22 protein-coding genes, 1 tRNA gene and 1 pseudogene are annotated in these 22,886 nt (G+C 62.3%); 15 read left to right on the forward strand and 9 right to left on the reverse strand.

Annotated elements, in window-relative coordinates; all coding sequences use genetic code 11:
• Positions 1-49: 49 nt before the first annotated feature.
• From ACMGE0_RS09430 to ACMGE0_RS09440, 3 genes and pseudogenes are all read right to left on the reverse strand, one after another.
• Positions 50-922, reverse strand: a pseudogene (locus tag ACMGE0_RS09430) (HlyC/CorC family transporter); the annotation flags it as partial.
• Between the two features lie 11 nt (positions 923-933).
• A complete protein-coding gene (gene aroB / locus ACMGE0_RS09435; RefSeq protein WP_436815595.1) occupies positions 934-2,076 on the reverse strand; it encodes a 3-dehydroquinate synthase in 1,143 nt (380 codons plus the stop codon).
• Entirely contained in the window at positions 2,073-2,657 is a 585-nt protein-coding gene (locus tag ACMGE0_RS09440; protein WP_436815877.1) for a shikimate kinase, read from the reverse strand. Before ACMGE0_RS09440 ends, aroB begins: the two co-directional genes overlap by 4 nt.
• Positions 2,658-2,813: 156 nt before the next feature.
• Here ACMGE0_RS09440 and ACMGE0_RS09445 point away from each other — a divergent pair, with 156 nt between their 5' ends.
• From ACMGE0_RS09445 to ACMGE0_RS09465, 5 genes are all read left to right on the forward strand, one after another.
• Positions 2,814-2,969: a hypothetical protein gene (locus ACMGE0_RS09445; RefSeq protein ID WP_143531447.1), complete on the forward strand. Its 156-nt coding sequence runs from the start codon at positions 2,814-2,816 to the stop codon at positions 2,967-2,969.
• Positions 2,970-2,981: 12 nt separating this feature from the next.
• Positions 2,982-3,938: a site-specific tyrosine recombinase XerD gene (gene xerD / locus ACMGE0_RS09450; protein ID WP_436815596.1), complete on the forward strand. Its 957-nt coding sequence runs from the start codon at positions 2,982-2,984 to the stop codon at positions 3,936-3,938.
• A 63-nt stretch (positions 3,939-4,001) separates the two neighbouring features.
• The gene (locus ACMGE0_RS09455) at positions 4,002-4,955 is read left to right on the forward strand and encodes an acetyl-CoA carboxylase carboxyltransferase subunit alpha (RefSeq protein ID WP_436815597.1); all 954 of its coding nucleotides are present in this window, start codon (positions 4,002-4,004) and stop codon (positions 4,953-4,955) included.
• Positions 4,956-5,136: 181 nt separating this feature from the next.
• Positions 5,137-6,432, forward strand: a complete 1,296-nt coding sequence (locus ACMGE0_RS09460) for a L,D-transpeptidase family protein (RefSeq protein ID WP_436815598.1) — start codon at positions 5,137-5,139, stop codon at positions 6,430-6,432.
• Positions 6,429-6,662 (forward strand): sulfurtransferase TusA family protein, encoded by a 234-nt coding sequence (locus ACMGE0_RS09465; RefSeq protein WP_436815599.1) that lies wholly within the window; start codon positions 6,429-6,431, stop codon positions 6,660-6,662. The genes ACMGE0_RS09460 and ACMGE0_RS09465 overlap by 4 nt, the downstream gene beginning before the upstream one ends.
• Positions 6,663-6,807: 145 nt before the next feature.
• Here the strand turns inward: ACMGE0_RS09465 and ACMGE0_RS09470 are convergent, their stop codons facing one another.
• Together ACMGE0_RS09470 and ACMGE0_RS09475 are read right to left on the reverse strand one after the other, a co-directional pair.
• On the reverse strand, positions 6,808-7,980 hold the full coding sequence (locus tag ACMGE0_RS09470; RefSeq protein WP_436815600.1) for a CobW family GTP-binding protein: 1,173 nt from the start codon (positions 7,978-7,980) through the stop codon (positions 6,808-6,810).
• Positions 7,981-7,994: 14 nt separating this feature from the next.
• Positions 7,995-9,098, reverse strand: a complete 1,104-nt coding sequence (locus tag ACMGE0_RS09475) for a D-alanyl-D-alanine carboxypeptidase family protein (RefSeq protein WP_436815601.1) — start codon at positions 9,096-9,098, stop codon at positions 7,995-7,997.
• A gap of 156 nt (positions 9,099-9,254) precedes the next feature.
• Here ACMGE0_RS09475 and ACMGE0_RS09480 point away from each other — a divergent pair, with 156 nt between their 5' ends.
• From ACMGE0_RS09480 to ACMGE0_RS09510, 7 genes are all read left to right on the forward strand, one after another.
• On the forward strand, positions 9,255-10,418 hold the full coding sequence (locus ACMGE0_RS09480; RefSeq protein WP_436815602.1) for a M20 aminoacylase family protein: 1,164 nt from the start codon (positions 9,255-9,257) through the stop codon (positions 10,416-10,418).
• A gap of 54 nt (positions 10,419-10,472) precedes the next feature.
• Positions 10,473-10,549: transfer RNA gene (locus ACMGE0_RS09485), tRNA-Arg, on the forward strand.
• 206 nt (positions 10,550-10,755) lie between these two features.
• Positions 10,756-11,571, forward strand: coding sequence for a cytochrome c oxidase subunit II (locus tag ACMGE0_RS09490; RefSeq protein ID WP_436815603.1), 816 nt, complete (start codon positions 10,756-10,758; stop codon positions 11,569-11,571).
• 34 nt (positions 11,572-11,605) lie between these two features.
• Positions 11,606-13,384 (forward strand): cytochrome c oxidase subunit I, encoded by a 1,779-nt coding sequence (gene ctaD, locus ACMGE0_RS09495; protein WP_436815604.1) that lies wholly within the window; start codon positions 11,606-11,608, stop codon positions 13,382-13,384.
• The gene (locus ACMGE0_RS09500) at positions 13,381-14,088 is read left to right on the forward strand and encodes a cytochrome c oxidase subunit 3 (RefSeq protein ID WP_436815605.1); all 708 of its coding nucleotides are present in this window, start codon (positions 13,381-13,383) and stop codon (positions 14,086-14,088) included. Before ctaD ends, ACMGE0_RS09500 begins: the two co-directional genes overlap by 4 nt.
• A gap of 12 nt (positions 14,089-14,100) precedes the next feature.
• Complete coding sequence (locus ACMGE0_RS09505; RefSeq protein ID WP_436815606.1) at positions 14,101-14,820, forward strand: heme-copper oxidase subunit III family protein; 720 nt, start codon at positions 14,101-14,103, stop codon at positions 14,818-14,820.
• Positions 14,821-14,831: 11 nt separating this feature from the next.
• Entirely contained in the window at positions 14,832-15,179 is a 348-nt protein-coding gene (locus ACMGE0_RS09510) for a cytochrome C oxidase subunit IV family protein (RefSeq protein ID WP_436815607.1), read from the forward strand.
• A 28-nt stretch (positions 15,180-15,207) separates the two neighbouring features.
• On the opposite strand, the gene ACMGE0_RS09515 is transcribed toward ACMGE0_RS09510, so the two are convergent.
• Positions 15,208-16,032 (reverse strand): DUF2189 domain-containing protein, encoded by an 825-nt coding sequence (locus tag ACMGE0_RS09515; RefSeq protein ID WP_436815878.1) that lies wholly within the window; start codon positions 16,030-16,032, stop codon positions 15,208-15,210.
• 564 nt (positions 16,033-16,596) lie between these two features.
• Between ACMGE0_RS09515 and ACMGE0_RS09520 the strand changes: the two genes are divergently transcribed.
• Entirely contained in the window at positions 16,597-17,397 is an 801-nt protein-coding gene (locus tag ACMGE0_RS09520) for a cell wall hydrolase (RefSeq protein WP_436815608.1), read from the forward strand.
• A gap of 134 nt (positions 17,398-17,531) precedes the next feature.
• Positions 17,532-18,053, forward strand: a complete 522-nt coding sequence (locus tag ACMGE0_RS09525; RefSeq protein ID WP_436815609.1) for a hypothetical protein — start codon at positions 17,532-17,534, stop codon at positions 18,051-18,053.
• 27 nt (positions 18,054-18,080) lie between these two features.
• Here the strand turns inward: ACMGE0_RS09525 and ACMGE0_RS09530 are convergent, their stop codons facing one another.
• Positions 18,081-19,298 (reverse strand): FAD-dependent oxidoreductase, encoded by a 1,218-nt coding sequence (locus tag ACMGE0_RS09530; protein WP_436815610.1) that lies wholly within the window; start codon positions 19,296-19,298, stop codon positions 18,081-18,083.
• Between the two features lie 133 nt (positions 19,299-19,431).
• On the opposite strand from ACMGE0_RS09530, the gene dxr reads away from it, so the two are divergent.
• Positions 19,432-20,619 (forward strand): 1-deoxy-D-xylulose-5-phosphate reductoisomerase, encoded by a 1,188-nt coding sequence (dxr, locus tag ACMGE0_RS09535; protein ID WP_436815611.1) that lies wholly within the window; start codon positions 19,432-19,434, stop codon positions 20,617-20,619.
• Positions 20,620-20,635: 16 nt separating this feature from the next.
• Here dxr and hemA read toward each other — a convergent pair whose 3' ends face one another.
• Both hemA and ACMGE0_RS09545 read right to left on the reverse strand, forming a co-directional pair.
• Positions 20,636-21,850, reverse strand: coding sequence for a 5-aminolevulinate synthase (gene hemA / locus ACMGE0_RS09540; protein ID WP_436815612.1), 1,215 nt, complete (start codon positions 21,848-21,850; stop codon positions 20,636-20,638).
• A gap of 227 nt (positions 21,851-22,077) precedes the next feature.
• Positions 22,078-22,875: an FAD binding domain-containing protein gene (locus ACMGE0_RS09545; RefSeq protein ID WP_436815613.1), complete on the reverse strand. Its 798-nt coding sequence runs from the start codon at positions 22,873-22,875 to the stop codon at positions 22,078-22,080.
• Positions 22,876-22,886 lie beyond the last annotated feature (11 nt).

The raw sequence follows: 22,886 nt of genomic DNA on the forward strand, positions 1-22,886 counted from the left end.
TCCTGAGCATCCCAATATGTTCCGGTAAAGGCTCCGGTGCAACGAAAGGCTATTCCGCCGGCAGCGCCTCGTCTCCGGCCGGACGGATGCGCAGGCGCGTGATGCGGTTCTTCTCGCGCTTCAGGACGATGAAGCGCTTGCCGTAGAAGGTGAAGGCCTGCCTCTCCTCCGGGATGAGCTTCGATTCGTGGATGACGAGGCCGGCGATCGTCGTCGCCTCCGTATCCGGCAAATCCCAGTCGAGTGCGCGGTTCAGGTCGCGGATCGGCACCGAACCGTCGACGACGATCGAACCGTCCGCCTCCTGGCGCACCCCCTGAATTTCGATGTCGTGCTCGTCGGCGATATCGCCGACGATCTCTTCGAGAATATCCTCCAGCGTCACGATGCCCTGCACCTCGCCGTATTCGTCGACCACGACTGCGAAATGGACTTTTCGCCGCAGGAAGGCGTTGAGCTGATCCTTGAGGCTCGTGCTGTCGGGCACGAACCACGGCTTCTGGGCGATCCTGACGATGTCGATGTTTTCCGGCTGCGCGTTCGGCTCGGCGAGCGCGCGCAGCAGATCCTTGGCATGCACGACGCCGATGATGTTCTCGGTCGAATTCCGCCACAGCGGCATGCGCGTATAGGGGCTTTCGAGCACGGTGCGGACCGCCACGTCCGGCGGATCGTCGGCATTGACGGCCCGCATCACCGTGCGGTGCTTCATGACGTCGGAGACCTCGAGCTCTTCCAGCTCGAAGAGGCCGCTTAGGCGGTCGCGATCCTGCCGATCGAAATTGCCTTCGCGATGAAGTGCATCGAGCGCGGCATGCAGGTCGTCGTGACCGGAAAGCGACAGCGTCTCCTGCGACAGGCAAACGCCGGACGAACGCAGAAGGCCGCGGATCACCGCGTTGACAGCGCGCGACAGCAGACCTCCCTTCGACGTCATTTCGGCCGCTTTTCCTCCAGGAAGCTCAAGACCTCGGACGACGGCACGTCGTTCGCGATGAAAGACTGGCCGATGCCGCGGGTGAGAATGAAGGTGAGCTTGCCGCCCTTGACCTTCTTGTCCTGCGCGATCGCGTCGAGCAGCTTTTCGGTTGGCGGCAGTTTTCCGGGAATGTCGCTCATCGACGTCGGCAGGCCGACGGCCTTGAGATGGGCCGCGACGCGCTGCGCGTCGTCGGGGCTCGCAAGGTTCATGCGCGCGGAGAACTGGTGCGCCAGCACCATGCCGATCGCCACGCCTTCGCCATGCACCAGCCGGCGGCTGTCGTATCCGGTGGCGGCTTCCAGCGCGTGACCGAACGTGTGGCCGAGGTTGAGCAGCGCCCGGCGCCCTGTCTCGCGTTCGTCCTCGACGACGACATCCGCTTTCGCCTGGCAGCTCACCGCGATCGCCTCGATCCGCTCCGGGCCGCCTTCGAAGACCTGTCTCCAGTTCTTCTCCAGCCAGGCGAAGAAATCCGGCTGGTCGATCAGGCCGTATTTGGCGACCTCCGCATAACCGGCGCGGAATTCCCGCTCGGTGAGCGTGTCGAGCACCGCCGAATCGGCCAGCACGAGGTCCGGCTGATGGAAGACGCCGAGCAGGTTCTTGCCGTGGCGGGTATTGATGCCGGTCTTGCCGCCGACGGAGGAATCGACCTGCGCCAGGAGCGAGGTCGGGATCTGGACGAAGCGCACGCCGCGCCGGACGATGCCGGCCGCAAACCCCGCCAGATCGCCGATCACCCCGCCGCCAAGCGCAACGACTGCATCGTTGCGCTCGATCCGGGCCGACAGCACCATGTCGGTGACGGTCGCCAGGTGCTCCAGGCTCTTGGTCTTCTCGCCGGCCGGAAGCGTCAGCGAGACGGCTTCGATGCCGTCGGTCTGCAAGCTGTCCATCAGCGCTTCCAGATAGAGCGGCGCCACATGCTCGTCGGTGACGATCGCAGCCTTGCGGCCCTTGAGCCGCGCGGTGATCTCGCCGCCCGCACGCGTGATCAGGCCGGGGCCGATCAGGATGTCGTAGGCACGCTCGCCGAGCGGCACATGCACGGTGCGCTCCAGGGGGCGTTCAGGAGATCGGGAAGATACATTCATTGCAATTCACCTTCGCTGGAACGATCGCCCATGGCGACAACGGCAGCCAGGACCTCGTTGACCATCACGTCCTTGCGGACATTTTCCGACTGCACGGTGAGATCCGCCTCCGCGTAGATCGGATAGCGCTGGATCATCAGGTTTTCGAGCGTCTGCCTGGGGTTCTCCGTCTTGAGCAACGGCCTGTGGTCGCGTTTGTTCACGCGCTCCCACAAAACATCGAGATCCGCTTTCAGCCAGATCGATATGCCTCCGCGCTTGATCTGCCGGCGGGTATTCTCATTGATGAAGGCACCGCCGCCGGTCGAGACGACACGCGGACCGCTCCTCAGGAGCCTCTCGATGACCCGGGTCTCGAGGGAGCGGAACTCCGCCTCACCGTAGGCCGCGAAGAGTTCGCTGACAGTCATGCGGGAAACTCTCTCGATCTCCGCGTCCGTATCGATGAACGGGATGGAAAGGCTCTGCGCCACCAGACGGCCGATCACCGACTTGCCGGCGCCCATCAGGCCGACAAAGACCAGATTGCGCCTGCCGAGCACGGCACGCGCCTTTTCGCTGAGTATCGGGGCTTCTATCATCGTCAAGTCCGTTTCGAAAAACGGTATCGACAAATGCTCAGGCAGCGTCAAGCCGTCGCAACCGTTAAAGGCCACGGAGAAGAGTTTGTTCTTGCCGTTATATAAACCTTTATCGATATATTGCGACGCAACTTCGCGGAGATTCAGGTCGCCTCAATGCCCACCCTCTTCCGTTTCCTCTTCGTGCTGGCGGTGATCGCAGGCATCGTCTATGGAAGCATGGTGGCGCTCGTGGTGCTGGTGGAGCCGCGCGAACGGGACGTGACGGTGCGCATTCCCTCCGAGCGGCTGAACCCCGCCCCGCAGCGATAACGTCAGGTGGAGATGACCGACCTTTCCCGCGCCCATATCGAAGCTTTCCTCGAAATGATGAGCGCCGAGCGGGGCGCGGCCGGCAATACGCTCGCGTCCTACGAGCGCGATCTCGAAGACCTGCATGCCTTCCTTGCTCCGAAGGGAAAGTCGCCGCTCTCCGCCAGAAGCGCCGATCTCTCCGCCTATCTCAGCCATTTGGGCAGGCAGGGCTTTGCCGCATCGTCCCAGGCGCGCCGGCTTTCGGCCATGCGCCAGTTCTACAAGTTCCTCTACGCGGAAGGGCTGCGCGGCGACGATCCGACGACAGTCCTCGACGCGCCGAAAAAAGGCCGGGCGCTGCCGAAGACCATGAGCGAGGACGAGGTGACCCGGCTTCTGGAGCTTGCCGCAAGGGAAGCGGCCGAACCCGGACCGGACCGGCTCACCCGCCTCAGGATGCTGGCGCTGCTCGAACTCCTCTATGCCACCGGCATGCGCGTCAGCGAGCTCGTCTCGCTGCCGGTCAAGGTGCTCGATCAGGAAGGCCGTTTCCTGGTGATCCGCGGCAAGGGCAACAAGGAACGGCTCGTGCCGCTTTCCCGTTCGGCGATCGCCGCGATGAAGTCCTATGGCGAGGCGCGAAAGGCGGCGCTCGCCCGAAGGGAAGACCACACCGGCGACAGTCCGTGGCTTTTTCCATCGGCCGGCAAGGAAGGTTATCTGCCCCGGCAGGTCTTCGCCCGCGACCTGAAGGGCCTTGCCGCCCGCGCCGGACTGAGAACCGCCGCAATCTCCCCGCATGTGATGCGCCATGCTTTCGCAAGCCATCTTCTGCAGAACGGAGCGGACCTTCGCGTGGTGCAGGAACTGCTCGGCCATTCGGACATTTCCACCACCCAAATCTATACACATGTGTTGGAAGAACGGCTGCGCGAACTGGTCGAAACGCATCACCCTCTTGCAAAACAGGGCAAAAACCGGGATTAGAGGCCCCAAACTGAAAATGGGAACTCCGCGTTCCTGAAATAAAACAACCGGAAACCGGATCTCATGCAGACCTATCTCGATTTCGAAAAGCCGATCTCGGACCTCGAGGGTAAGATCCATGAGCTGAAAAAGCTCGCCTCGGAAGACGAGAGCATCGATACGTCCGAGGAAATCGGAAGGCTCGAAGCCAGGGTCAGGGAGGCGACCAAGGAAATCTATGCCAAGCTCGGCGCCTGGGAGAAGACGCAGGTCGCGCGCCACCCGCAGCGCCCGCATTTCGTCAATTATGCCGCACAGCTCTTCACCGATTTCACGCCGCTCGCGGGCGACCGGAATTTCGGAGAGGACGCTGCGATCCAGGCGGGCCTCGCCCGCTTCAACGGCATGCCCGTCGCCGTCATCGGCCAGGAAAAGGGCCATGACACCAAGTCGCGCCTCAAGCACAATTTCGGCAGCCCGCGTCCTGAAGGCTATCGCAAGGCGATCCGCATCATGGAAATGGCAGGCCGTTTCGGTCTGCCGGTAATCACGCTGGTCGATACGGCGGGCGCCTATCCCGGCGTCGGCGCCGAGGAGCGCGGGCAGGCGGAAGCCATCGCCCGCTCCACCGAAATGTGTCTGGCGCTCAAGGTGCCGATGGTTTCGGTCGTCATCGGCGAAGGCGGTTCGGGCGGCGCGATCGCGATCGCCACCGGCAACCGCGTCTACATGCTCGAACACGCCATCTATTCGGTGATTTCGCCGGAAGGCGCCGCCTCGATCCTCTGGCGTGATTCGACCCGCGCCCGCGAAGCGGCGACGAACATGAAGATCACGGCGGACGACCTGAAGGCGCTCGGCATTATCGACGACATCATTCCGGAACCGATCGGCGGCGCGCACCGCGAGCCCGATACCGTGATCGCCGCGACCGGAAAGGTCATCGCATCGGCGCTCGATGATCTCGGCAAGCTTTCGGGCGAGGAGGTCAGGGCGGCGCGCCGCCAGAAGTTCCTCGATATCGGCCGCAACCTCTGACCTCTCGACATTCGCCGCCGAAACAGCCAAATTTGGCCACATTGCTGATAACAGTGGGGCCGGGGTGGTTTTGCTGGACAGGTGGATAGAAGCGGTTAAGAAGATGTAAAGCTTACCGCTTTATTGATCGAAGCCTGTACCGTATCCCGGTCGCTTATCGAAATCCACGTGGTCCGTATCGATGCGCCTGAAACACATCGCTCTTACCCTTCTCGTCGCAACCGCCCTGACGGGCTGCAATGATACGCTGGATTCGGCCAGCGTCGACTTGAAGTCCGTCAAGAACAAGGTCGAGCAGCCTCTGCCCTCCCGCATCGTCGCGGAGATGCAGAAGAAGAACATGCCGCGCAATTCGCCGATCATGATCCGCATCCTCAAGGAAGAGGGCAAGCTGGAGGTCTGGAAGGCAAGGACCGACAACCGCTTCGAAGTCATCAAGAGCTACGACATCTGCGCCTGGTCCGGAAAGCTCGGCCCCAAGGTCAAGGAAGGCGACCGCCAGGCTCCCGAAGGTTTTTACGGCCTGACGCCGGCGCACCTGAACCCCTATTCGAAATATTACCTGGCCATCAATACCGGCTTTCCGAACCGCTACGACCAAGCCAACGGCCGCTCCGGCTCGAACCTGATGATCCACGGCGCCTGCTCGTCGTCCGGCTGCTATTCCATGACCGACGAACAGGTCCTGGAGATCTACGCCTTCGCCCGCGACGCCTTCAAGGGCGGCCAGACCGCCGTCCAGCTTCAAGCCCTGCCATTCCGCATGACCGCGGAAAACATGGTGCGCCATCGCGACAATCCGAATTACGATTTCTGGAAGATGCTGAAGGTCGGCTACGACAATTTCGAAGTCACCAAGCGGCCGCCGGAAGTCAACGTCTGCGAGAAGAAATACGTCTTCAACCAGCAGCTCACCGGCAGCGGCACGTTCAACGCCGCTTCGGCCTGCCCGCCCATGTCGACGCCGCCGGCACTGGCCTCCGCGCTGACCTCCTACGAAAAGACCTATGAGGTCGCCTACCAGAAGGCGATCGACAAGTTTGAAGGCAAGGTCTGGTACGAGCCGAGCGAGGCCGAGCGAAAAGCGGTTGTCGCCGACAAGCGCAAGGGCCGCGATCTTGCCTATGCGCCGACCGGCACCTCGCTCGAAGCCGGCAAGCTGATGAGCGAAGCCGAATTCAAGGAGATGATGGAAAAGCGCATGGCCGCTCGGAACAAGCCGGCCAATACGATGCTCGCTTCCGCCGCTCCTTCGTCGCGCGCCACCTCCGCCGCCGAGCGCATGGCGCAGGATTCGGTGCCCACCGCAAGCACGTCGGCAACAGCACCGGCGACGGCCCCCACCGTCGTCACGGCCCAGGGCACGACGACCACGGTTCCGGTTCCGGAACAGAACCCGCTTGCCTATGCGGCGCCGCCGGCGCAGGTCACCGAAGTCAAGAAAAAGCCGTTCTGGAAGTTCTGGAGCACGGAATGACGTCGGCCATTGACGGCCTCTACGATCTGAGAGGCCTGAAATGCCCCCTGCCCGTGCTGAAGACGCGCCGCAGGCTGAAATCCATGGAAAGCGGCGCCGAACTTCTCATCGAAACCACCGACCCGCTTGCCGCCATCGACATCCCGCATTTCTGCAGCCAGGAAGGCCATGAACTCGTCCGCTCGGAAAAGACCGAAGCGGGCCACCGTTTCCTGATCCGCAAGGGTTAACCTCTCCGATCCGGGGACGGCCCCTCATCCGGCTGCCGCCACCTTCTCCCCGTTTTTAACGGGGGAAGGAGATATGCCGCACCGTTTCCCCTCTCCGCAACGTATCGCTTGGCGGTAGGGTGAGGGGCAATTCCATCTGAGCCCGCTACATCCTCAGGCCCGGCACGGAAAGCGGGTTGCTTTCTAGCGCCGCACGATCGGGCCTGTCGACCCGCGGCTGGCCGGTGAAGGCGGCGAACAGATCCGAGACGAAGGCTTCCGGCAATCCTTGAGTGATCAGCACCATGCGCGTGTGGCGGTCGGAGCCCTCCGGCCATTTCGGCAGGCGCTGTGGCGGATGGAAGACGCTCTGGACCCCGTGCAGGACCAGCGGCCGCTCCGGATTGTCGGAAAGCGCCACCACGGCCTTCATCCTCAAGAGCTTCTCGCCATGCGCCGAGCGGAGAAGATCGATGAACATCTCGATCGCCATCGGATCGATCGGCTTGTCATGGATGATCGAGAAGGAGCGGATATCGTCGCCGTGGCGGTTCGCGTCGTGATGATGTCCGTGCCCGTGATGCTCATGACCGTGGTCATGTCCGTCATGATCGTGGTCATGATGCTGGTGGTCGTGATGTTCATGCGCGTGGTGGTCGTTCGCCAGTTCATCGTGCAGCCAGCGATCCACGTCGGCGATCTTCGTGGCCGGATCGTAGAGGCCGTTTTCGAGGATCGATGCCGTGCCGGCTTCTGCGTCGTCCCCATCCACGACCGGCGCCCGCGGATTGAGCGCTGCAAGCCGCGACTTGAGCGCGGCGACCTGCGCCGCATCCGCCATGGAGAGCTTGGAGATGACGAGCCGGTCGGCGACGGCCGCCTGCTTCACCGCTTCCCTGTGGCGGTCGAGCGTCGAGAGCCCGTTGACCGCATCCACCACCGTGATGACGCCGTCGAGCTCGAAATTCTGCGCGATCACCGGATTGCCCATGACCGATTGCATGACCGGGGCCGGATCGGCAAGGCCCGTCGTCTCGATCACCACGCGACGGACCGGCTTCAGCCGGCCGGTCTGGATGCCATCCATCATGTAAGCCAGGGAATCGACCAGTTCACCGCGCACGGTGCAGCAGAGGCAGCCGTTGGAGAGTTCCACAAGAGCGTCGCCGGAGGCTTCGACGAGAAAGTTGTCGATGCCCACCTCGCCGAACTCGTTGATGATCACGGCCGTGTCGCTCGTGCCCGGATCCTTGAGGATGCGGTTCAGGAGCGTCGATTTCCCCGCACCGAGGAAGCCGGTGAGGATGGAGACCGGAATCCGGTCGCGGGCAGAAGACATGATCTAATCCAAATTTAAAACGTCGGGCGCGGCTGCGGGATCGGTATGTTGGCGATCTTCTCGGTCTTGCCTTTCGCCGGAGCGGGCTCGTCTTCGCCGCCGAACATGAGGCCCGCAAAACTGTAGACCGGCGGGCGGCTCATCTCATGAATATACGGCGAATGCTGGATGGTCCGGCCGGCATCGTCGCGGGTTTCGCTGCGCACTTTGGCCGCTTTCGGATTGCAGATTTCGGCACTGACATCGTTGACGGTGGCAGTGTCGCCGTAAGGAGCAAGCGCGACGAGGGGCACGCCGCCGTTCGGCGAGGAAGTGAGCCCCTGCTGCAACAGGTTGGCGGTGTCGTCCGCACGGCCGGCAAGGCTGTCGGCTCCAAGGACCACGGAAATCACGGAACGCCCGTCGCGCGTCGCCGAGCCGATCTGGTTGAAGCCCGAGGCGCAGATGAAGCCCGTTTTCATGCCGTCGGCACCGTCGAAACGGCCGATCAGCGTGTTGAAGTTCGCATACTGTTTCTTGCCCGTATCGACGCCTTCCAGCGAGAAATAGATCTGATATTCCGGGAAATCCTGTTTCAGGCGCAGCGTCAGAAGCGCCAGGTCGCGCGCCGTCGTATACTGTCCCTTGCCGGGCAGGCCATGCGGATTGATGTAGCGTGTCGACGTCATGCCGAAGCTCTGAGCCTGCGCATTCATCGCCGCCACGAACTGATCGACGGAGCCGCTCACCGTCTCGGCGACCGCGACGGCCACGTCGTTGGCCGACTTCACCAGCAGGATTTTCAGCGCACTGTCCATGGTCAGCCTGGAGCCCGGCTTGAAATACATCTTGCTGGCCGGCTGCTCGGTCGCCTTCTTGCTCATGATGACCGGCGTATCGAGCGTGATCCTGCCGCTCTTGAGCTCCTTGAAGATGACATAAGCCGTCATCAGCTTGGTCAGCGATGCCGGATACCATTTGCGAAAGGCGTCCTCGTGGGCGATCACCCTGCCCGTCCTCACGTCGACCACCATCTTCGGATTGGCGGCGGCGCTTCCGGCGGAAGCTAAGAGTCCGAGTGCCGTGAAGGCGGAGATCAGCCGGATGGCGGACGCGGATCGGATGCGGAAATCTGGCAAGGTAGTTCCTCGTTCGGGCAGCTTAACGAGTGCGGCGCATATGCGGCCTATGTGGCCAAGCAATGGCAAAGAAGATTGCTTCCGTCAATCATGACGGGCAGTATTCACCGGGGAGGACGAGTCATAACCGCGTGAGTAACAAGAACAGGGAACATTATGCCGATTTTGAACCGGGCCGCCGAACTTCAGGGCGAGGTCAGCGAGTGGCGACGATATCTCCATGAAAATCCTGAAATTCTTTACGAGGTTGAAAACACCGCCTCCTTCGTGGAGCGGAAGCTGAAGGAATTCGGCGTCGATGAGGTCGTGACCGGCATCGGCCGCACCGGGGTCGTCGGCATCGTCCGCGGCAGGGGCACGAGCGGCCGCACGATCGGGCTGCGCGCCGACATGGATGCCCTGCCGCTCACCGAAATCACCGGAAAGCCCTGGGCTTCCAGGACGCCCGGCAGGATGCATGCCTGCGGCCATGACGGGCACACGTCCATGCTTCTGGGTGCGGCGAAATATCTCGCCGAGACCCGCAATTTCAACGGCGCCGTCGCCTTGATCTTCCAGCCTGCCGAAGAGGGAGGCGCCGGGGCGCTCGCGATGGTCGAGGACGGCATGATGGAGCGCTTCGGTATCGAGGAAGTCTACGGCATGCACAATATGCCGGGCATTCCGGTCGGCCGGTTCGCGATCCGCAAAGGCGGCATCATGGCCGCACCCGATCGGTTCACCATCACCATCCGGGGCCGCGGCGGCCATGCGGCTCAGCCGCACAAGACGATCGATCCTATCTTCATCGGCTCGCAGCTCGTCGGCAGCCTGCAGGCGATCGCCGCCCGCAATACCGACCCGCTGCGCTCGGTCGTCATCTCGGTGACCCGGTTCGACGCAGGCACGACGCACAACATCATCCCGGATCAGGCGACGCTCTGGGGCACGGTGCGGACGCTGAGCGAGGAAACCCGCGATCTTGCCGAAATGCGCGTCCGCCAGATCGCCGAAGGCATCGTCGGCGCCCATGGCGCGGAAGCGGCGATCGACTACGAGCGCAAGTGTCCGGTCACCGTCAATCACGACCGCGAGACCGAGCACGCGATCGGCGCCGCAGCCGAAGTGGCAGGCGCCTCCAACGTCGATACCGACGTCGATCCTGCCATGGCCGGCGAGGATTTCGCCTTCATGCTGCAACGGCGTCCCGGCGCGTTCATTTTCATCGGCAACGGCGACACGGCGCCGCTCCACAATCCGCACTACGACTTCGACGACGAGGCGATCTCCTACGGCATTTCCTATTGGGTGCGGCTCGCCGAACGCCGGCTGGCGGAATAACGGTGCGGAAAGGGCTTGGCTAAACCGGGCGGCTTTTGTATGGATGCGGGAAGTGGTCCCGTAGCTCAGCAGGATAGAGCACCAGATTCCTAATCTGGGGGTCGCGCGTTCGAATCGCGCCGGGATCACCATTGCCTCCAATGAATGATAATCGTTTTTCGCTACCCTGAGCGCCTCATGCCGAAACTGGTTACAGGGCGCCGGTCGCACGGAGCCTTGCAGACACATCCGCAAATTGCGGTAATTGCCCGCTCTTTCCGCTTGTGAGATACTGAGAACGTATTTTGTAGAACGCGGTTTCCTATCCACGGTCGGGTCGGCTCAGGGAGGAGCGGAAATGGCTGTTGTGCTGATCCTCGTCTTGCTGGTGCTGGGCTCCGTGTTGTTCCACATGCTGAGCCCTTGGTGGTGGACGCCGATCGCGTCCAACTGGACCTATATCGACAGCACACTCATTATCACCTTCTGGATCACCGGCGTCGTCTTCGTGGCTGTGGTTTGCTTCATGGCCTATTGCGTCTATCGCTTCCGGCACAAACCCGGCAACCGGGCGGCCTATGAGCCGGAGAACCGGAAACTGGAATGGCTGCTGGCATCCGGAACGGCCGTCGGCGTCGCCGCCATGCTTGCACCCGGCCTCGTGGTGTGGAACCAGTTCATCACGGTGCCCGACGATGCCACACCGGTCGAGGTGGTCAGCCAGCAGTGGCTGTGGAGCTTCCGTCTGCCGGGAGCAGACGGAGAGCTTGGCCGCTCGGATACGCGTGACATCACCCCCGAAAACCCGCTGGGCCTGAACAGGAACGATACGGCCGGTCTCGACGACGTCATCATCGAGGGCGGCGAGCTGCATCTGCCCGTCGGCAAGCCGGTGCGCATACTGTTGCGCTCCGTCGATGTCCTTCACGATTTCTACGTACCGGAATTCCGCGCCAAGATGGACATGATCCCCGGGATGATCACCTATTTCTGGTTCACGCCGACGCGGACGGGAACTTTCGAGATTCTCTGCGCCGAACTCTGCGGCGTCGGCCATTCGCAGATGCGGGGGACCGTCGTGGTCGACGAAGCGGCGGACTATCAGGCGTGGCTGGAACAGCAGCAGACGTTCACCCAGCTTCTGGCATCGAGGGAGCCGCAGCCGACAAACTGACCAGCCCGCATCGGAAGGAAAGGGAGGAGACATCATGGTCGAGATTCCAGCCGGCAGCGCAGGCGCCGTCCCGTCCGCCGAAGTCGAAGATGTGGAGCTTTACCATCCGAAAAGCTGGTGGACGAAGTACGTCTTCAGCCAGGATGCCAAGATCATCGCCGTGCAATATTCGGTCACGGCCATTTCGATCGGCCTGGTAGCGCTGGCGCTTTCCTGGCTGATGCGCCTGCAGCTTGCATTTCCCGGCTATTTCGCCTTCATCGACGCCGACAGCTATTATCAGTTCATCACCATGCACGGCATGATCATGGTGATCTATCTGCTGACTGCGCTGTTCCTCGGCGGTTTCGGCAATTACCTCATTCCCCTGATGGTCGGCGCCCGAGACATGGTGTTCCCCTATGCGAACATGCTGAGCTACTGGATCTATCTCATCGCCGTACTGATCCTGGTCGCCAGCTTTTTTGCGCCCGGCGGACCGACGGGAGCGGGCTGGACACTCTATCCGCCGCAGGCGGTTCTGTCCGGCACGCCGGGCGGCAGGGACTGGGGCATCCTGCTGATGCTTTCCTCGCTGATCGTCTTCATCATCGGCTTTACCATGGGCGGCCTGAATTATGTGGTGACGGTCCTGCAGGGACGTACCCGCGGCATGACGCTGATGCGCATGCCCTTGACCGTCTGGGGCATCTTCACCGCCACGGTGATGGCGCTGCTGGCCTTTCCTGCCCTCTTCGTCGCCTGCGTCATGATGCTGTTCGACCGCCTGCTCGGCACGAGCTTCTTCATGCCGGCCATCGTCGAAATGGGCGAGCAGTTGCAGCATGGCGGCGGCAGCCCCATCCTGTTCCAGCACCTGTTCTGGTTCTTCGGGCATCCCGAGGTCTATATCGTCGCGCTGCCCGCCTTCGGCATCGTCTCGGACCTCATCAGCACGCATGCGCGCAAGAACATCTTCGGCTACCGCATGATGGTCTGGGCCATCGTCATCATCGGCGCCCTGAGCTTCATCGTCTGGGCGCATCACATGTATGTCAGCGGCATGAACCCGGCGTTCGGCTTCTTCTTCGCCACCACGACCCTCATCATCGCCATCCCCACCGCGATCAAGGTCTACAACTGGGTGCTGACGCTCTGGCGCGGCGACATCCACCTGACGCTGCCCATGCTCTTTGCGCTCGCCTTCATCGTCACCTTCGTCAATGGCGGTCTGACCGGCCTGTTCCTCGGCAACGTCGTCGTCGACGTGCCCCTGTCCGATACGATGTTCGTCGTCGCGCATTTCCACATGGTCATGGGCGTCGCGCCGATCCTCGTCATCTTCGGAGCGATCTATCACTGGTATCCCAAGGTGACCGGACGCATGTTGAACGACGCGCTCGGCCATATCCACTTCTGGATCACCTTCCTCGGCACCTATGCCATCTTCTTTCCGATGCACTATCTCGGCCTGCTCGGCGTGCCGCGCCGCTATTACGAGCTGGGAGAGACAGCGTTCGTTCCTCCGTCGGCCCACACGCTGAACGTATTCATAACCGTCATGGCGCTTGTCGTCGGGGCCGCACAGGTGATCTTCCTCTTCAACCTGGTCTGGAGCCTTTTCCGGGGCCGGGAGGCAGGCGGCAATCCATGGCGCGCCACGACGCTCGAATGGCAGACGCCCGAGACGCCACCCGCCCATGGCAACTGGGGCAAGGAGCTGCCGGTCGTCTATCGCTGGGCCTATGACTACAGCGTGCCGGGGGCGCCCGAGGATTTCATACCGCAGACCCAACCTGCAACCGGCAGCGTCACGCGGGAGGCGATGGCATGAACGTCACCCTGCTCTTCCTCACCGCAATCGGCGCCGTCATCGCCTGGTGGATGGCAGGGCAGCGGCTGACCTCGAAGCCCTGGCTTGAAGCGAGCACCGTACAAGCGGCAACCGGCCGGGAAGACCCACCCGCTCCAGCGATTAAAATCGGCCTCTACGTGTTTCTCGGCGTCGTCGGCGCCCTCTTCAGCCTTTCCGTCAGCGCCTATTTCATGCGCATGGAATCGGCGGACTGGTGGGGGATGCCGGTCCCCCGGCTGCTCTGGGTGAACACCGTCCTGCTCGCCACCAGCAGCGCCGCGCTGCAATGGGCGAAACGAGAGGTGCGGCATGGCCGCATGGAAGCCCTGCGGCTGGCGCTTGTCGTCGGTTTCGTTCTGGGCGCCTTCTTTCTCGCAGGACAGGTTCAGGCCTGGCGGGAGCTGAACGCGGCCGGCTATGTGCTTGCCGACAATCCCGCCAACAGCTTCTTCTACATGCTGACCGGCCTGCATGGCCTGCACATTCTCGGCGGGCTTGTCATTGTCGGCCGCACCGCGGTCAGGTCATTCGCAGCCGATGTTCCATCGGCGCGGCTTAGCCTCGGCATCGATCTTTGCACGCTCTATTCCCATTTCATGCTCGCCGTCTGGCTTGTGCTCTTCGCGCTCTTTGCCGGGCTGGCGAACGATTTCCTCGATCTCTGCCGACAACTGCTCAGTTAGGGAGACTTCCAGATGGCACAGTCTATCCAGCCCCACAGCGCTCCCGACTTTCGGCCGGCCGGTCTGCGGGGGATTGCCGCCGATTTTTCCTCGGATCAGCGGGCCTTCAAAACCGCCTCCTGGGGCAAGGCGATGATGTGGATCTTTCTCCTCAGCGACACCTTCGTCTTCGGGTGCTTCCTGCTGGCCTATATGACAGCCCGCATGTCGACGCCCGTCGCATGGCCCAATCCAAGTGAGGTCTTTGCACTCCATATCGGCGGGCAGAACGTACCGCTGATCCTGATCGCGATCATGACCTTCGTTCTGATCTCAAGCAGCGGCACCATGGCGATGGCGGTCAATTTCGGCTATCGCCGCGAACGCGGCAGGACGGCCGCCCTGATGCTCGCGACGGCACTTCTCGGCGCGACCTTCGTCGGCATGCAGGCCTTCGAATGGACGAAGCTGATATCGGAAGGCGTGCGCCCCTGGGAAAATCCGTGGGGCGCGGCGCAGTTCGGGTCGACCTTCTTCATGATCACGGGTTTTCACGGCACCCACGTCACGATCGGCGTCATCTTCCTCCTCATCGTCGCCCGCAAGGTATGGCGAGGCGATTTCGACGAGGAACGGCGCGGCTTTTTCACCAGCCGGAAGGGCCACTACGAGGCCGTCGAACTCATGGGGTTGTACTGGCACTTCGTCGATCTGGTCTGGGTGTTCATCTTCGCGTTTTTCTATCTGTGGTAAGGAGGACGATCATGAGCGACACAACGGCGCAGGTGCAGGCGCACTCCGGACAGCAGCAGCATCCGATCCGGCTCTATCTACTCGTCTGGGGCCTGCTCTTCGTGCTCAGTGCCTTTTCCTACCTGGTCGATTATGTCGGTATCCAGGGCTATGCACGATGGTCGCTTATCCTTCTGTTCATGATGCTGAAGGCCGGGCTGATCGTCGCCGTCTTCATGCATATGGCCTGGGAGCGGCTGGCGCTCGTCTACGCCATCCTGCTGCCGCCGGTATTGGTGCTGGTCTTCACGGCCCTGATGGTCTCTGAGGCGGACTATACCATCCTCACCCGGCTCGCCTTCTTCAACGCCGCGCCCTGACGGTCGTCGCCGAAGCCGGTTTACCGACCTACCGGCCCGTGCCGCTCGCCGAGACGGACACCGGCTCGACGACCTTGCGATAGAGGTGCCAGGTCGCGTGGCCAAGTACGGGGATCACGATGGCAAGGCCGGCAAAGAACAGCACGAAACCGACGACCAGAAGCACCGCCACGATGAGGCCCCACAGCATGATTTCCAGGGGATTGACCGCAACGGCTTTCATCGAGGTATAGACCGCCGTCGCCGCGCCGGTATCGCGATCAAGAAGCAGCGGAAATGCGACGACCGTGGTGCAAAGCACGGCCAGGGCGAAGAAGAAGCCGATGATATTGCCGTAGAGGATCAGCTGCCAGCCCCTTGGCGTCGTGAACACCTCTTGCACGAAAACAACCAGTGATTCCGGCCGCTCCGGCCCGAACAGGCTGATATAGAGCGATTGCGCCACCAGAAGCCACAGGATGAAGATCGCGGCCAGCATGACGCCGATGGCAAGGATGGCTGGGACCGCGGGGGAATGCCTGACTTCGAGCGCATGCTGCCAGGAGGTGTCGAGGCCGAGCTCCCGCCGGCGGCTGATTTCATAAAGACCGAGCGCTGCGAACGGGCCGACCAGCGCAAAGCCCGACATCAACGGAAACAGCAGCGGCAGCGCATTGGCACCCGACGTCCAATGCGCGAGGACCACGCCGGCCACGGGGTAGATCAGGCAGAGAAAGACGTAGTGTGACGGCTTCGTCCAGAAATCATCCAGCCCCTGACGCAAGGAGTTAAAGATATCTGCCACGCCGATGCGCCGCACGTTGGGATAGGCCGCCTTACTGTTGCCTCCCGCGATCACATGAAAATGCGCCATAACAGTTTCCTCCCGATTTTGCCGCGGACAACGACGATCAGAATGGATACCCACGCGAAGAACGGGGCCATCGGACCGAACCTGCACGCCGGAAGAGTATACGCCCACGGGCGAAACCTGACCAGCGGTCTATGGTCGATGGAATTTGCGCCGGGCCGAATTTAGACATAGCCATCGGAAGCACCCGCGAGTTCCTGTCCATCGCCGGCGAACGCCACCTCGTCCGCCTCAGCGTGAGACAGTCTTGGACACCTTGCCATCCCCCACCGCTCGCGTCAGCCACGCGCTTACTTATGCTGAAGCCATTGGGATATCGGGCTGCAGCAAGCCGAAACCGGCAGGTGTCCCTGTCCAAGGACGACTGAACTCGCTCAGGCCCAAGATCCCCGTTGTTACCACTTCCATCGTCGTCCGTCCTTTGCTGCCGGCACCGCGTTTTCTCGTCGATCGGAATGATTTTCTTTACCTTCTCGACTTCTATAGATTTTGCTTGATCCGACGCGCACTTTCCGGCAATTCTTTTCAAGCTGAAATGATTTGTGAAAATCTATCGCGGGGACATTCATGACAGCGATCGACAAAGCGCCTTTGCGAAAGGCCGCATGCGTGGTCGCAGTCGCCCTTCTGGCTGGCTGCACATCGTCACAGACGACCTCATCCATCACAAAAGATGACGTGAAAGCGAATGTCGCGCCAATCGCCGACATGCCGCGAAAGCAGGTATACAGTTATACGCCGGCCGACCGCGAGTGCCTGAAACGGGCGATGTATTTCGAATCCAAACGGTCGAGCAAAGACGGCTTCATGGCCGTCGGCAGCGTGGTCATGAACCGGCTGACTTCCGGCGCCTATCCCGACACCATTTGCGGCGTGGTCTCCCAGGAGAAGCAGTTCGCACCGGGCCTGATGACGCGGAAGATGAACGAGGAAACGGCGCCGGAACTGAATGGAGCCGCAGACGCGATCCTTCGGGGAGAACGGAACCCCGAGGTGAAGGAGGCCATGTTCTTCCACCAGGCGGGCCTGAAGTTTCCCTATGACAACATGCACTACGTGACGGTGGCCGGCGGCAACGCCTTCTATGAGAAGCGCGATGAGGACGGCGAGCTGCAGACCCCGGCACCGAAACCGGCGGATGAATATATTCTGGCTTTCGCGCCACACCTTGCTTCGCCGGGCTTGATGGCGGTGAACGATATGAGCGCGCCTGCAACCGCAGCCGTGACGCAGGCGGATGAGGAAGAAGAGCTCGTACTTCCGCTCGAAGCCCCGGTTCCTGCTCAACGGCCGCGACCGGCGGCCATATCCACAGCCCAGCTGGTTATGGCGCCTCCGGAAGTTTGGTCGCTTCGTACCGGCAAGTAACGTCAAAGGTTTCTTCGCTGGCTGTGGACATCCTGTACCGCAGGCAAGACTTTGTATTGCACGAAAAATTAACCAAACATACAAAAGCCATGCTGCCACTTGGGGAAGTGGCGCGTCAGGTCTAGGGTGTATCAATGGAAATGCGTCTTTCCTGGGCGGCCGCGCTGAGCGTGCTGGCCATGGTCATCGTCGGCTGCACGACGACGGAAGAAGCCAACAAGGCGATCCAGTCACGGTGGATCGGCCAGCCTGTGGATTCGTTCTTCACCTATTACGGACCGCCCGTTTCTACCTTCCCGCTGAATGACGGCGGCACGATCTACACCTGGGTTGGCGGGCAGACCACTCGCCACATCCCGGCGCAGTACCAGACGGTGCCTGTCAACGATCCGAACAAGATCACCCGCACCACGACGGAAACGCGCAAGAATGCGGACGGCAGCACGAGCACCACGACGCGGTCCTCGACGATTGGCGTCCCTGAGCAGACGGTGACCCGGATGGTCTCGCCCGCCCGCTCGGAAGAGCTCTTCTGCGAGCTGCAGATCACCACCGGCCCGGACAAGCTGATCCGCATGCTGCGCGCGACGAACGATACGGACGGTGAAGGCCTCAGCTTCTCGCGCTGCGCCGAGGTCATGGGCGTCAAGAAATAAAGCATGCCGCGAAGCGCGTAAGCCGTTTCAGCGCGGCCTCACATGCTCCATCCGGAAGCCGAGGCCGATCAGACGGCCGGAGAGATGGGCCAGCAGCGGAAAGCGCGCGATGCCGCGGATGAAGGCCGGCGGACCCTTTCGCTTGTCTTCGTCCGCCTGATCGGCGCGGCGGCTTCCGCGCATCATCAGCTGCAGCTTCTGCGTCGCCCTTGTCGGGAAGCTGCGACGCCTTTCGACCGCCGCCAGATCGGCATCGGAAAGGCGATTTTCCCGTAGCGGCGCAGCGAGAATGTTGGCGGTTGCCACGGCGTCCTGGATCGCGAGATTGACCCCGACGCCGCCGATGGGCGACATGGCATGCGCCGCATCGCCGATGCAGAGAAGGCCAGGCCGCCACCATTGCTTCAGCCGATCGATACGGACGGTAAGCAGGCTGGTATCGTCGAAGGAGCGAATTTCCTGCATCCGGTCGGCCGGCAGCGGCGAGACGGCGATCACCATATGCCGGAAGGCTTCGATGCCCTTCTCGCGGATTTCCGCAAACGTACCCTTGCGGACGACGTAGCCGCATTGCCAATAATCGCCGCGGTCGATCAGCACGAAACCCTGGCGCGGCCCGGCATGGCCCATCGCTTCGTTAGGGTCCCCCGGCTGCTTCGACAGCTTCATCCACGCGACCTCGCTCGGAACGCCGAAGCTTTCTACCGTGAGGCCTGCCCTTTCCCGCACGGCCGAATTGCGGCCATCCGCGCCGACGACGAGTTTGGAACGTATGGCCAGATTGCCCTCCGGCGTCTCCGCCACAAGCCCGGCAATCCTCCCCTGCTCTTCCAGAAGCCCGGTCACCCTGACCTGCATCAAGAGCCGGAAATTCGGATGGTGCCGTGCTTGAGAGGCGAGGAAATTCAGGAAATCCCATTGCGGCATGAAGGCGATGAAGCGATGCCTCACCGGCAGGCGGGAGAAATCCGCGATGGTGACGGTCCTGCCGCCCATCTCGGCGGAAAGCTTTGGTGCCTGCGTGTGCGGCAATTTCAGGAATTCCTCGGCAAGGCCGAGTTCGTGCATCACTTCAAGCGTCGAGGGATGGATCGTATCGCCGCGGAAATCGCGCAGGAAATCGCCATGCTTCTCGACCACGACGACATCGACGCCCGCCCGTGCCAAGAGGAAGCCGAGCATCAGGCCGGCGGGGCCGGCGCCGGCAATCACGCAAGTGGTCTGGATTTCCCTTGTCTCGCTCATCGCCCTATTTCGCTTGAAGCACCTTTGAGGATCAAGCCGCACTTGGTCGCAGCCGGACGGAATTCAAGCCCGCTCTTGTGAGCCGCGACTTTCGCTTGTAGACCAACCGCAGTTTGACGAGTTGGAAGATATCATGGCCGGTACCGGCAAACGTCGCATCAGCATTCTGGGCTCTACGGGTTCGATCGGAGTGAACACGCTCGACGTGGTCAATCAGCTCGGGGGGCGCGAGGCCTTCGATGTGGTCGCGATCACCGGCAATGCCAATATCGCGCTTCTGGCCGAGCAGGCGAAGACCTGCGGCGCGAAACTGGCCGTCACGGCTGACGGCGGCCAATACGCGGCTCTGAAGGATGCGCTTGCGGGCAGCAGCATCGAGGTAGCCGCCGGCCGCGAGGCGCTGATCGAGGCGGGTTCACGGGACTCCGACTGGGTGATGGCCGCGATCGTCGGCACGGCCGGCCTTGCCCCGACGCTCGCTGCCGCCCAGCGCGGTGCGGATATCGCACTTGCCAACAAGGAATGCCTGGTTTCGGCCGGCGAGCTTTTCGTCAAGGCCGTGGCCGAAGGCGGCGGCCGGCTGATCCCGGTCGATAGCGAACACAGCGCCATCTTTCAGTCGCTCGAGGACAACCAGCATCACGCAGTCGAGCGTATCGTGCTGACGGCTTCCGGCGGCCCGTTCCGCACCTGGACGCGCGAAGAAATGGCGAGCGTGACGGCGGATGCCGCCAGGGCCCATCCCAACTGGTCGATGGGGCTGAAAATCTCGGTCGGCAGCGCTTCGATGTTCAACAAGGCGCTGGAGATGATCGAGGCGAAGCACCTCTTCGACCTCACGCCCGACCAGATCGAGGTGATCGTCCATCCGCAATCGGTCATCCATTCGATGGTGGGTTACACGGATGGCTCGGTGCTGGCGCAGCTCGGTTGCCCGGACATGCGCACCGCGATCGCCTACGCGCTCACCTATCCCAACCGGTCGAAACTGAATGTCGAACGGCTGGATTTCGCCAAGCTCGCCCGGCTGGACTTCGAGGCACCGGACGAAGTACGGTTCCCGGCGCTTCGGCTCGCCCGCACCGCGCTGGAACGCGGCGGAGTGCAGGGCGCGGTAATGAACGCGGCGGAGGAAATCTCATTCCATGCCTTCTGCGCCGGCCGCATCGGCTTCCTGAACATGGCCGACATCGCCGAGCAGGTCATGGACGAAATGGTCGCTTTCGGCGAAGCCCCGACCATGGCCGATGTTTTTGCCGCCGATGCCGAAGCCCGCCGTCGGGCCAGTGAGATCATCGCGCAGAGGGAAATGGCCGCTTAGGCAGTATTCAGCCCGATCAAGCCACATGCCGTGCCAGCGCACACCGCGACCAGAGCTGGTGCAGCGAGCCGACCAGATGGTCGATATCCGCATCGGTGTGAAGCGGGGTCGGGGTGATGCGCAGGCGCTCGGTCTTGCGGGGCACGGTCGGGTAGTTGATCGGCTGGACATAGACGTCGCAGGTATCGAGCAGGATGTCCGATATCCACTTGCACTTCGCCGCATCGCCGACCACGACGGGCACGATATGGCTCGGGTTGTGCATATGCGGAATGCCGCGCTGATCGAGAAGCCCGCGCAGCTTGCGGACGCGGTCCTGATGACGGGCGCGCTCGAACGGGCTGGCCTTGAGATGCCGGATCGAGGCGATGGCGCCGGCGGCGAGAGCCGGCGGCAGGGCCGTCGTGAAGATGAAACCCGAGGCGAAGGAGCGGATGAAGTCGCAGAGCGCGGCGGAGGCGGCGATATAACCGCCCATCACGCCGAAAGCCTTGCCGAGCGTGCCTTCGATGACCGTCAGGCGGTCCATCAGGCCCTCGCGCTCGGCAATGCCGCCGCCGCGCGGGCCGTACATGCCGACCGCATGCACTTCGTCGAGATAGGTCATCGCGCCGTATTTGTCGGCGAGATCGCAGATTTCCCTAATCGGGGCGATATCGCCGTCCATCGAATAGACGGATTCGAAAGCGATCAGCTTCGGAGCGTTCGGGTCGGCGGCCGCGAGCTTGGCTTCGAGATCGTCGAGATCGTTGTGCTTCCAGATCACCCGCTCGCACTTGGCATAGCGGATGCCCTCGATCATCGAGGCATGGTTCAGCGCGTCCGAGAAGATGATGAGGCCCGGGATCCTCTGGCCGAGCGTGCCGAGCGTCGCCCAGTTGGAGACGTAGCCGGAGGTGAAGATCAGCGAGGCTTCCTTGCCGTGCAAATCGGCCAGCTCACGCTCGAGCATCACGTGGTAATGGGTCGTGCCAGAAATATTCCGGGTGCCTCCCGCACCCGCGCCACAGTGATCGATGGCCTCCTTCATCGCCGCGATCACGGCGGGGTGCTGGCCCATGCCGAGATAGTCGTTGGAACACCAGACGGTCACTTCCTTCGAACCTTCCGGGGTATGACGCGTGGCCCGCGGGAAACTGCCGCGATGCCGCTCGAGATCGGCGAACACCCGATAACGGCCTTCTTTGTGAAGCCCGTCCAGTTCGCCCTTGAAAAATGCCTCGAAATCCATGTCACACTCCAGAACCTGCCTTGGTTTTGGTTTCAGCCGCGCCTTTCGTCAACCCCGCGATGCGTGAATCAGACCCATCTGCGGCAAAAGGCCCGCTTTTTTTGAATTATTCCAATCAAAACCGAAGCGGCACCGAAAACATGGAAATTGATTCACATCAACGGGATTGGGAGAAGGGTGTCGTCCCCGCTCTTCTCCCGCTTTCTTTCCACGGCGGCGATTCGTCCTCAGCCTGCCGCGGCGACCGCCCGTTTCGCCATGACCTTGACGAGGTTGGCACGGTATTCGGCATCCGCATGCAGGTCCGATAGCAGCTTCGAGGCATCGACCGAAACGCCGTTCAACGCGTCGGCGGACCAGTTTGAGGCAAGCGCCTGTTCGAAGCCGGCATGGCGGAAAACGCCGTCCGACCCGGCACCGGTGACGGCGACGCGTATGCCCGATGCCGGCTTCGCCACGAACACGCCGGTCATCGCAAACCGCGAGGCCGGATTGTTGAACTTGGCGTAACCCGCCTTCTCCGGCGCCTCGAACGTGACGGCGGTCACCATTTCTCCCTCCTCCAGCGCGGTCTCGAAGAGGCCGGTGAAGAAATCGTCTGCCGCCATCGACCGCCGGTCGGTGACGACGGTGGCTTCGAGCCCGAGCACGGCGGCAGGATAATCCGCCGCCGGATCATTGTTGGCGATCGACCCGCCGATCGTGCCCATGTGGCGCACATGCGGATCGCCGATATGGCTGGCGAGCTCGCAGATTGCCGGACAGAGGGCGCGAAGCTCACGGGAGCTGGCCACATCCGCATGCGGCGTCGCGGCACCGATCGTCACCTTGCGGCCGTCGATGGAAATTCCGCGAAGAGCCGGAATATGGCGGAGGTCGATCAGGTCGCTCGGCGCGGCAAGCCGCTGCTTCATGGTCGAGATCAACGTCATGCCGCCGGAGAGATATCTGCCCTCCTCATGTGCGGCCTTGAGCTTGACGGCATCTTCCACCGAGGAAGCACGATGATAGCTGGTTGCGTACATGTCTCTTCCTC

The sequence above is a fragment of the Neorhizobium descurainiae genome (genome assembly GCF_051400715.1).
In the GTDB taxonomy this organism is placed as follows: Bacteria; Pseudomonadota; Alphaproteobacteria; order Rhizobiales; family Rhizobiaceae; genus Neorhizobium.

Coding starts and splice junctions, on each gene's coding strand:
- ACMGE0_RS09525 (WP_436815609.1), top strand. CDS start 17,532: ATGGAAATGCGTCTTTCCTGGGCGGCCGCGCTGAGCGTGCTGGCCATG.
- ACMGE0_RS09460 (WP_436815598.1), top strand. CDS start 5,137: ATGCGCCTGAAACACATCGCTCTTACCCTTCTCGTCGCAACCGCCCTG.
- ACMGE0_RS09505 (WP_436815606.1), top strand. CDS start 14,101: ATGGCACAGTCTATCCAGCCCCACAGCGCTCCCGACTTTCGGCCGGCC.
- hemA (WP_436815612.1), bottom strand. CDS start 21,850: ATGGATTTCGAGGCATTTTTCAAGGGCGAACTGGACGGGCTTCACAAA.
- ACMGE0_RS09480 (WP_436815602.1), top strand. CDS start 9,255: ATGCCGATTTTGAACCGGGCCGCCGAACTTCAGGGCGAGGTCAGCGAG.
- ACMGE0_RS09490 (WP_436815603.1), top strand. CDS start 10,756: ATGGCTGTTGTGCTGATCCTCGTCTTGCTGGTGCTGGGCTCCGTGTTG.
- ACMGE0_RS09510 (WP_436815607.1), top strand. CDS start 14,832: ATGAGCGACACAACGGCGCAGGTGCAGGCGCACTCCGGACAGCAGCAG.
- ACMGE0_RS09545 (WP_436815613.1), bottom strand. CDS start 22,875: ATGTACGCAACCAGCTATCATCGTGCTTCCTCGGTGGAAGATGCCGTC.
- ACMGE0_RS09440 (WP_436815877.1), bottom strand. CDS start 2,657: ATGATAGAAGCCCCGATACTCAGCGAAAAGGCGCGTGCCGTGCTCGGC.
- ctaD (WP_436815604.1), top strand. CDS start 11,606: ATGGTCGAGATTCCAGCCGGCAGCGCAGGCGCCGTCCCGTCCGCCGAA.
- ACMGE0_RS09530 (WP_436815610.1), bottom strand. CDS start 19,298: ATGAGCGAGACAAGGGAAATCCAGACCACTTGCGTGATTGCCGGCGCC.
- ACMGE0_RS09465 (WP_436815599.1), top strand. CDS start 6,429: ATGACGTCGGCCATTGACGGCCTCTACGATCTGAGAGGCCTGAAATGC.
- ACMGE0_RS09500 (WP_436815605.1), top strand. CDS start 13,381: ATGAACGTCACCCTGCTCTTCCTCACCGCAATCGGCGCCGTCATCGCC.
- ACMGE0_RS09455 (WP_436815597.1), top strand. CDS start 4,002: ATGCAGACCTATCTCGATTTCGAAAAGCCGATCTCGGACCTCGAGGGT.
- ACMGE0_RS09520 (WP_436815608.1), top strand. CDS start 16,597: ATGACAGCGATCGACAAAGCGCCTTTGCGAAAGGCCGCATGCGTGGTC.
- ACMGE0_RS09515 (WP_436815878.1), bottom strand. CDS start 16,032: ATGGCGCATTTTCATGTGATCGCGGGAGGCAACAGTAAGGCGGCCTAT.
- aroB (WP_436815595.1), bottom strand. CDS start 2,076: ATGAATGTATCTTCCCGATCTCCTGAACGCCCCCTGGAGCGCACCGTG.
- xerD (WP_436815596.1), top strand. CDS start 2,982: ATGACCGACCTTTCCCGCGCCCATATCGAAGCTTTCCTCGAAATGATG.
- dxr (WP_436815611.1), top strand. CDS start 19,432: ATGGCCGGTACCGGCAAACGTCGCATCAGCATTCTGGGCTCTACGGGT.
- ACMGE0_RS09445 (WP_143531447.1), top strand. CDS start 2,814: ATGCCCACCCTCTTCCGTTTCCTCTTCGTGCTGGCGGTGATCGCAGGC.
- ACMGE0_RS09470 (WP_436815600.1), bottom strand. CDS start 7,980: ATGTCTTCTGCCCGCGACCGGATTCCGGTCTCCATCCTCACCGGCTTC.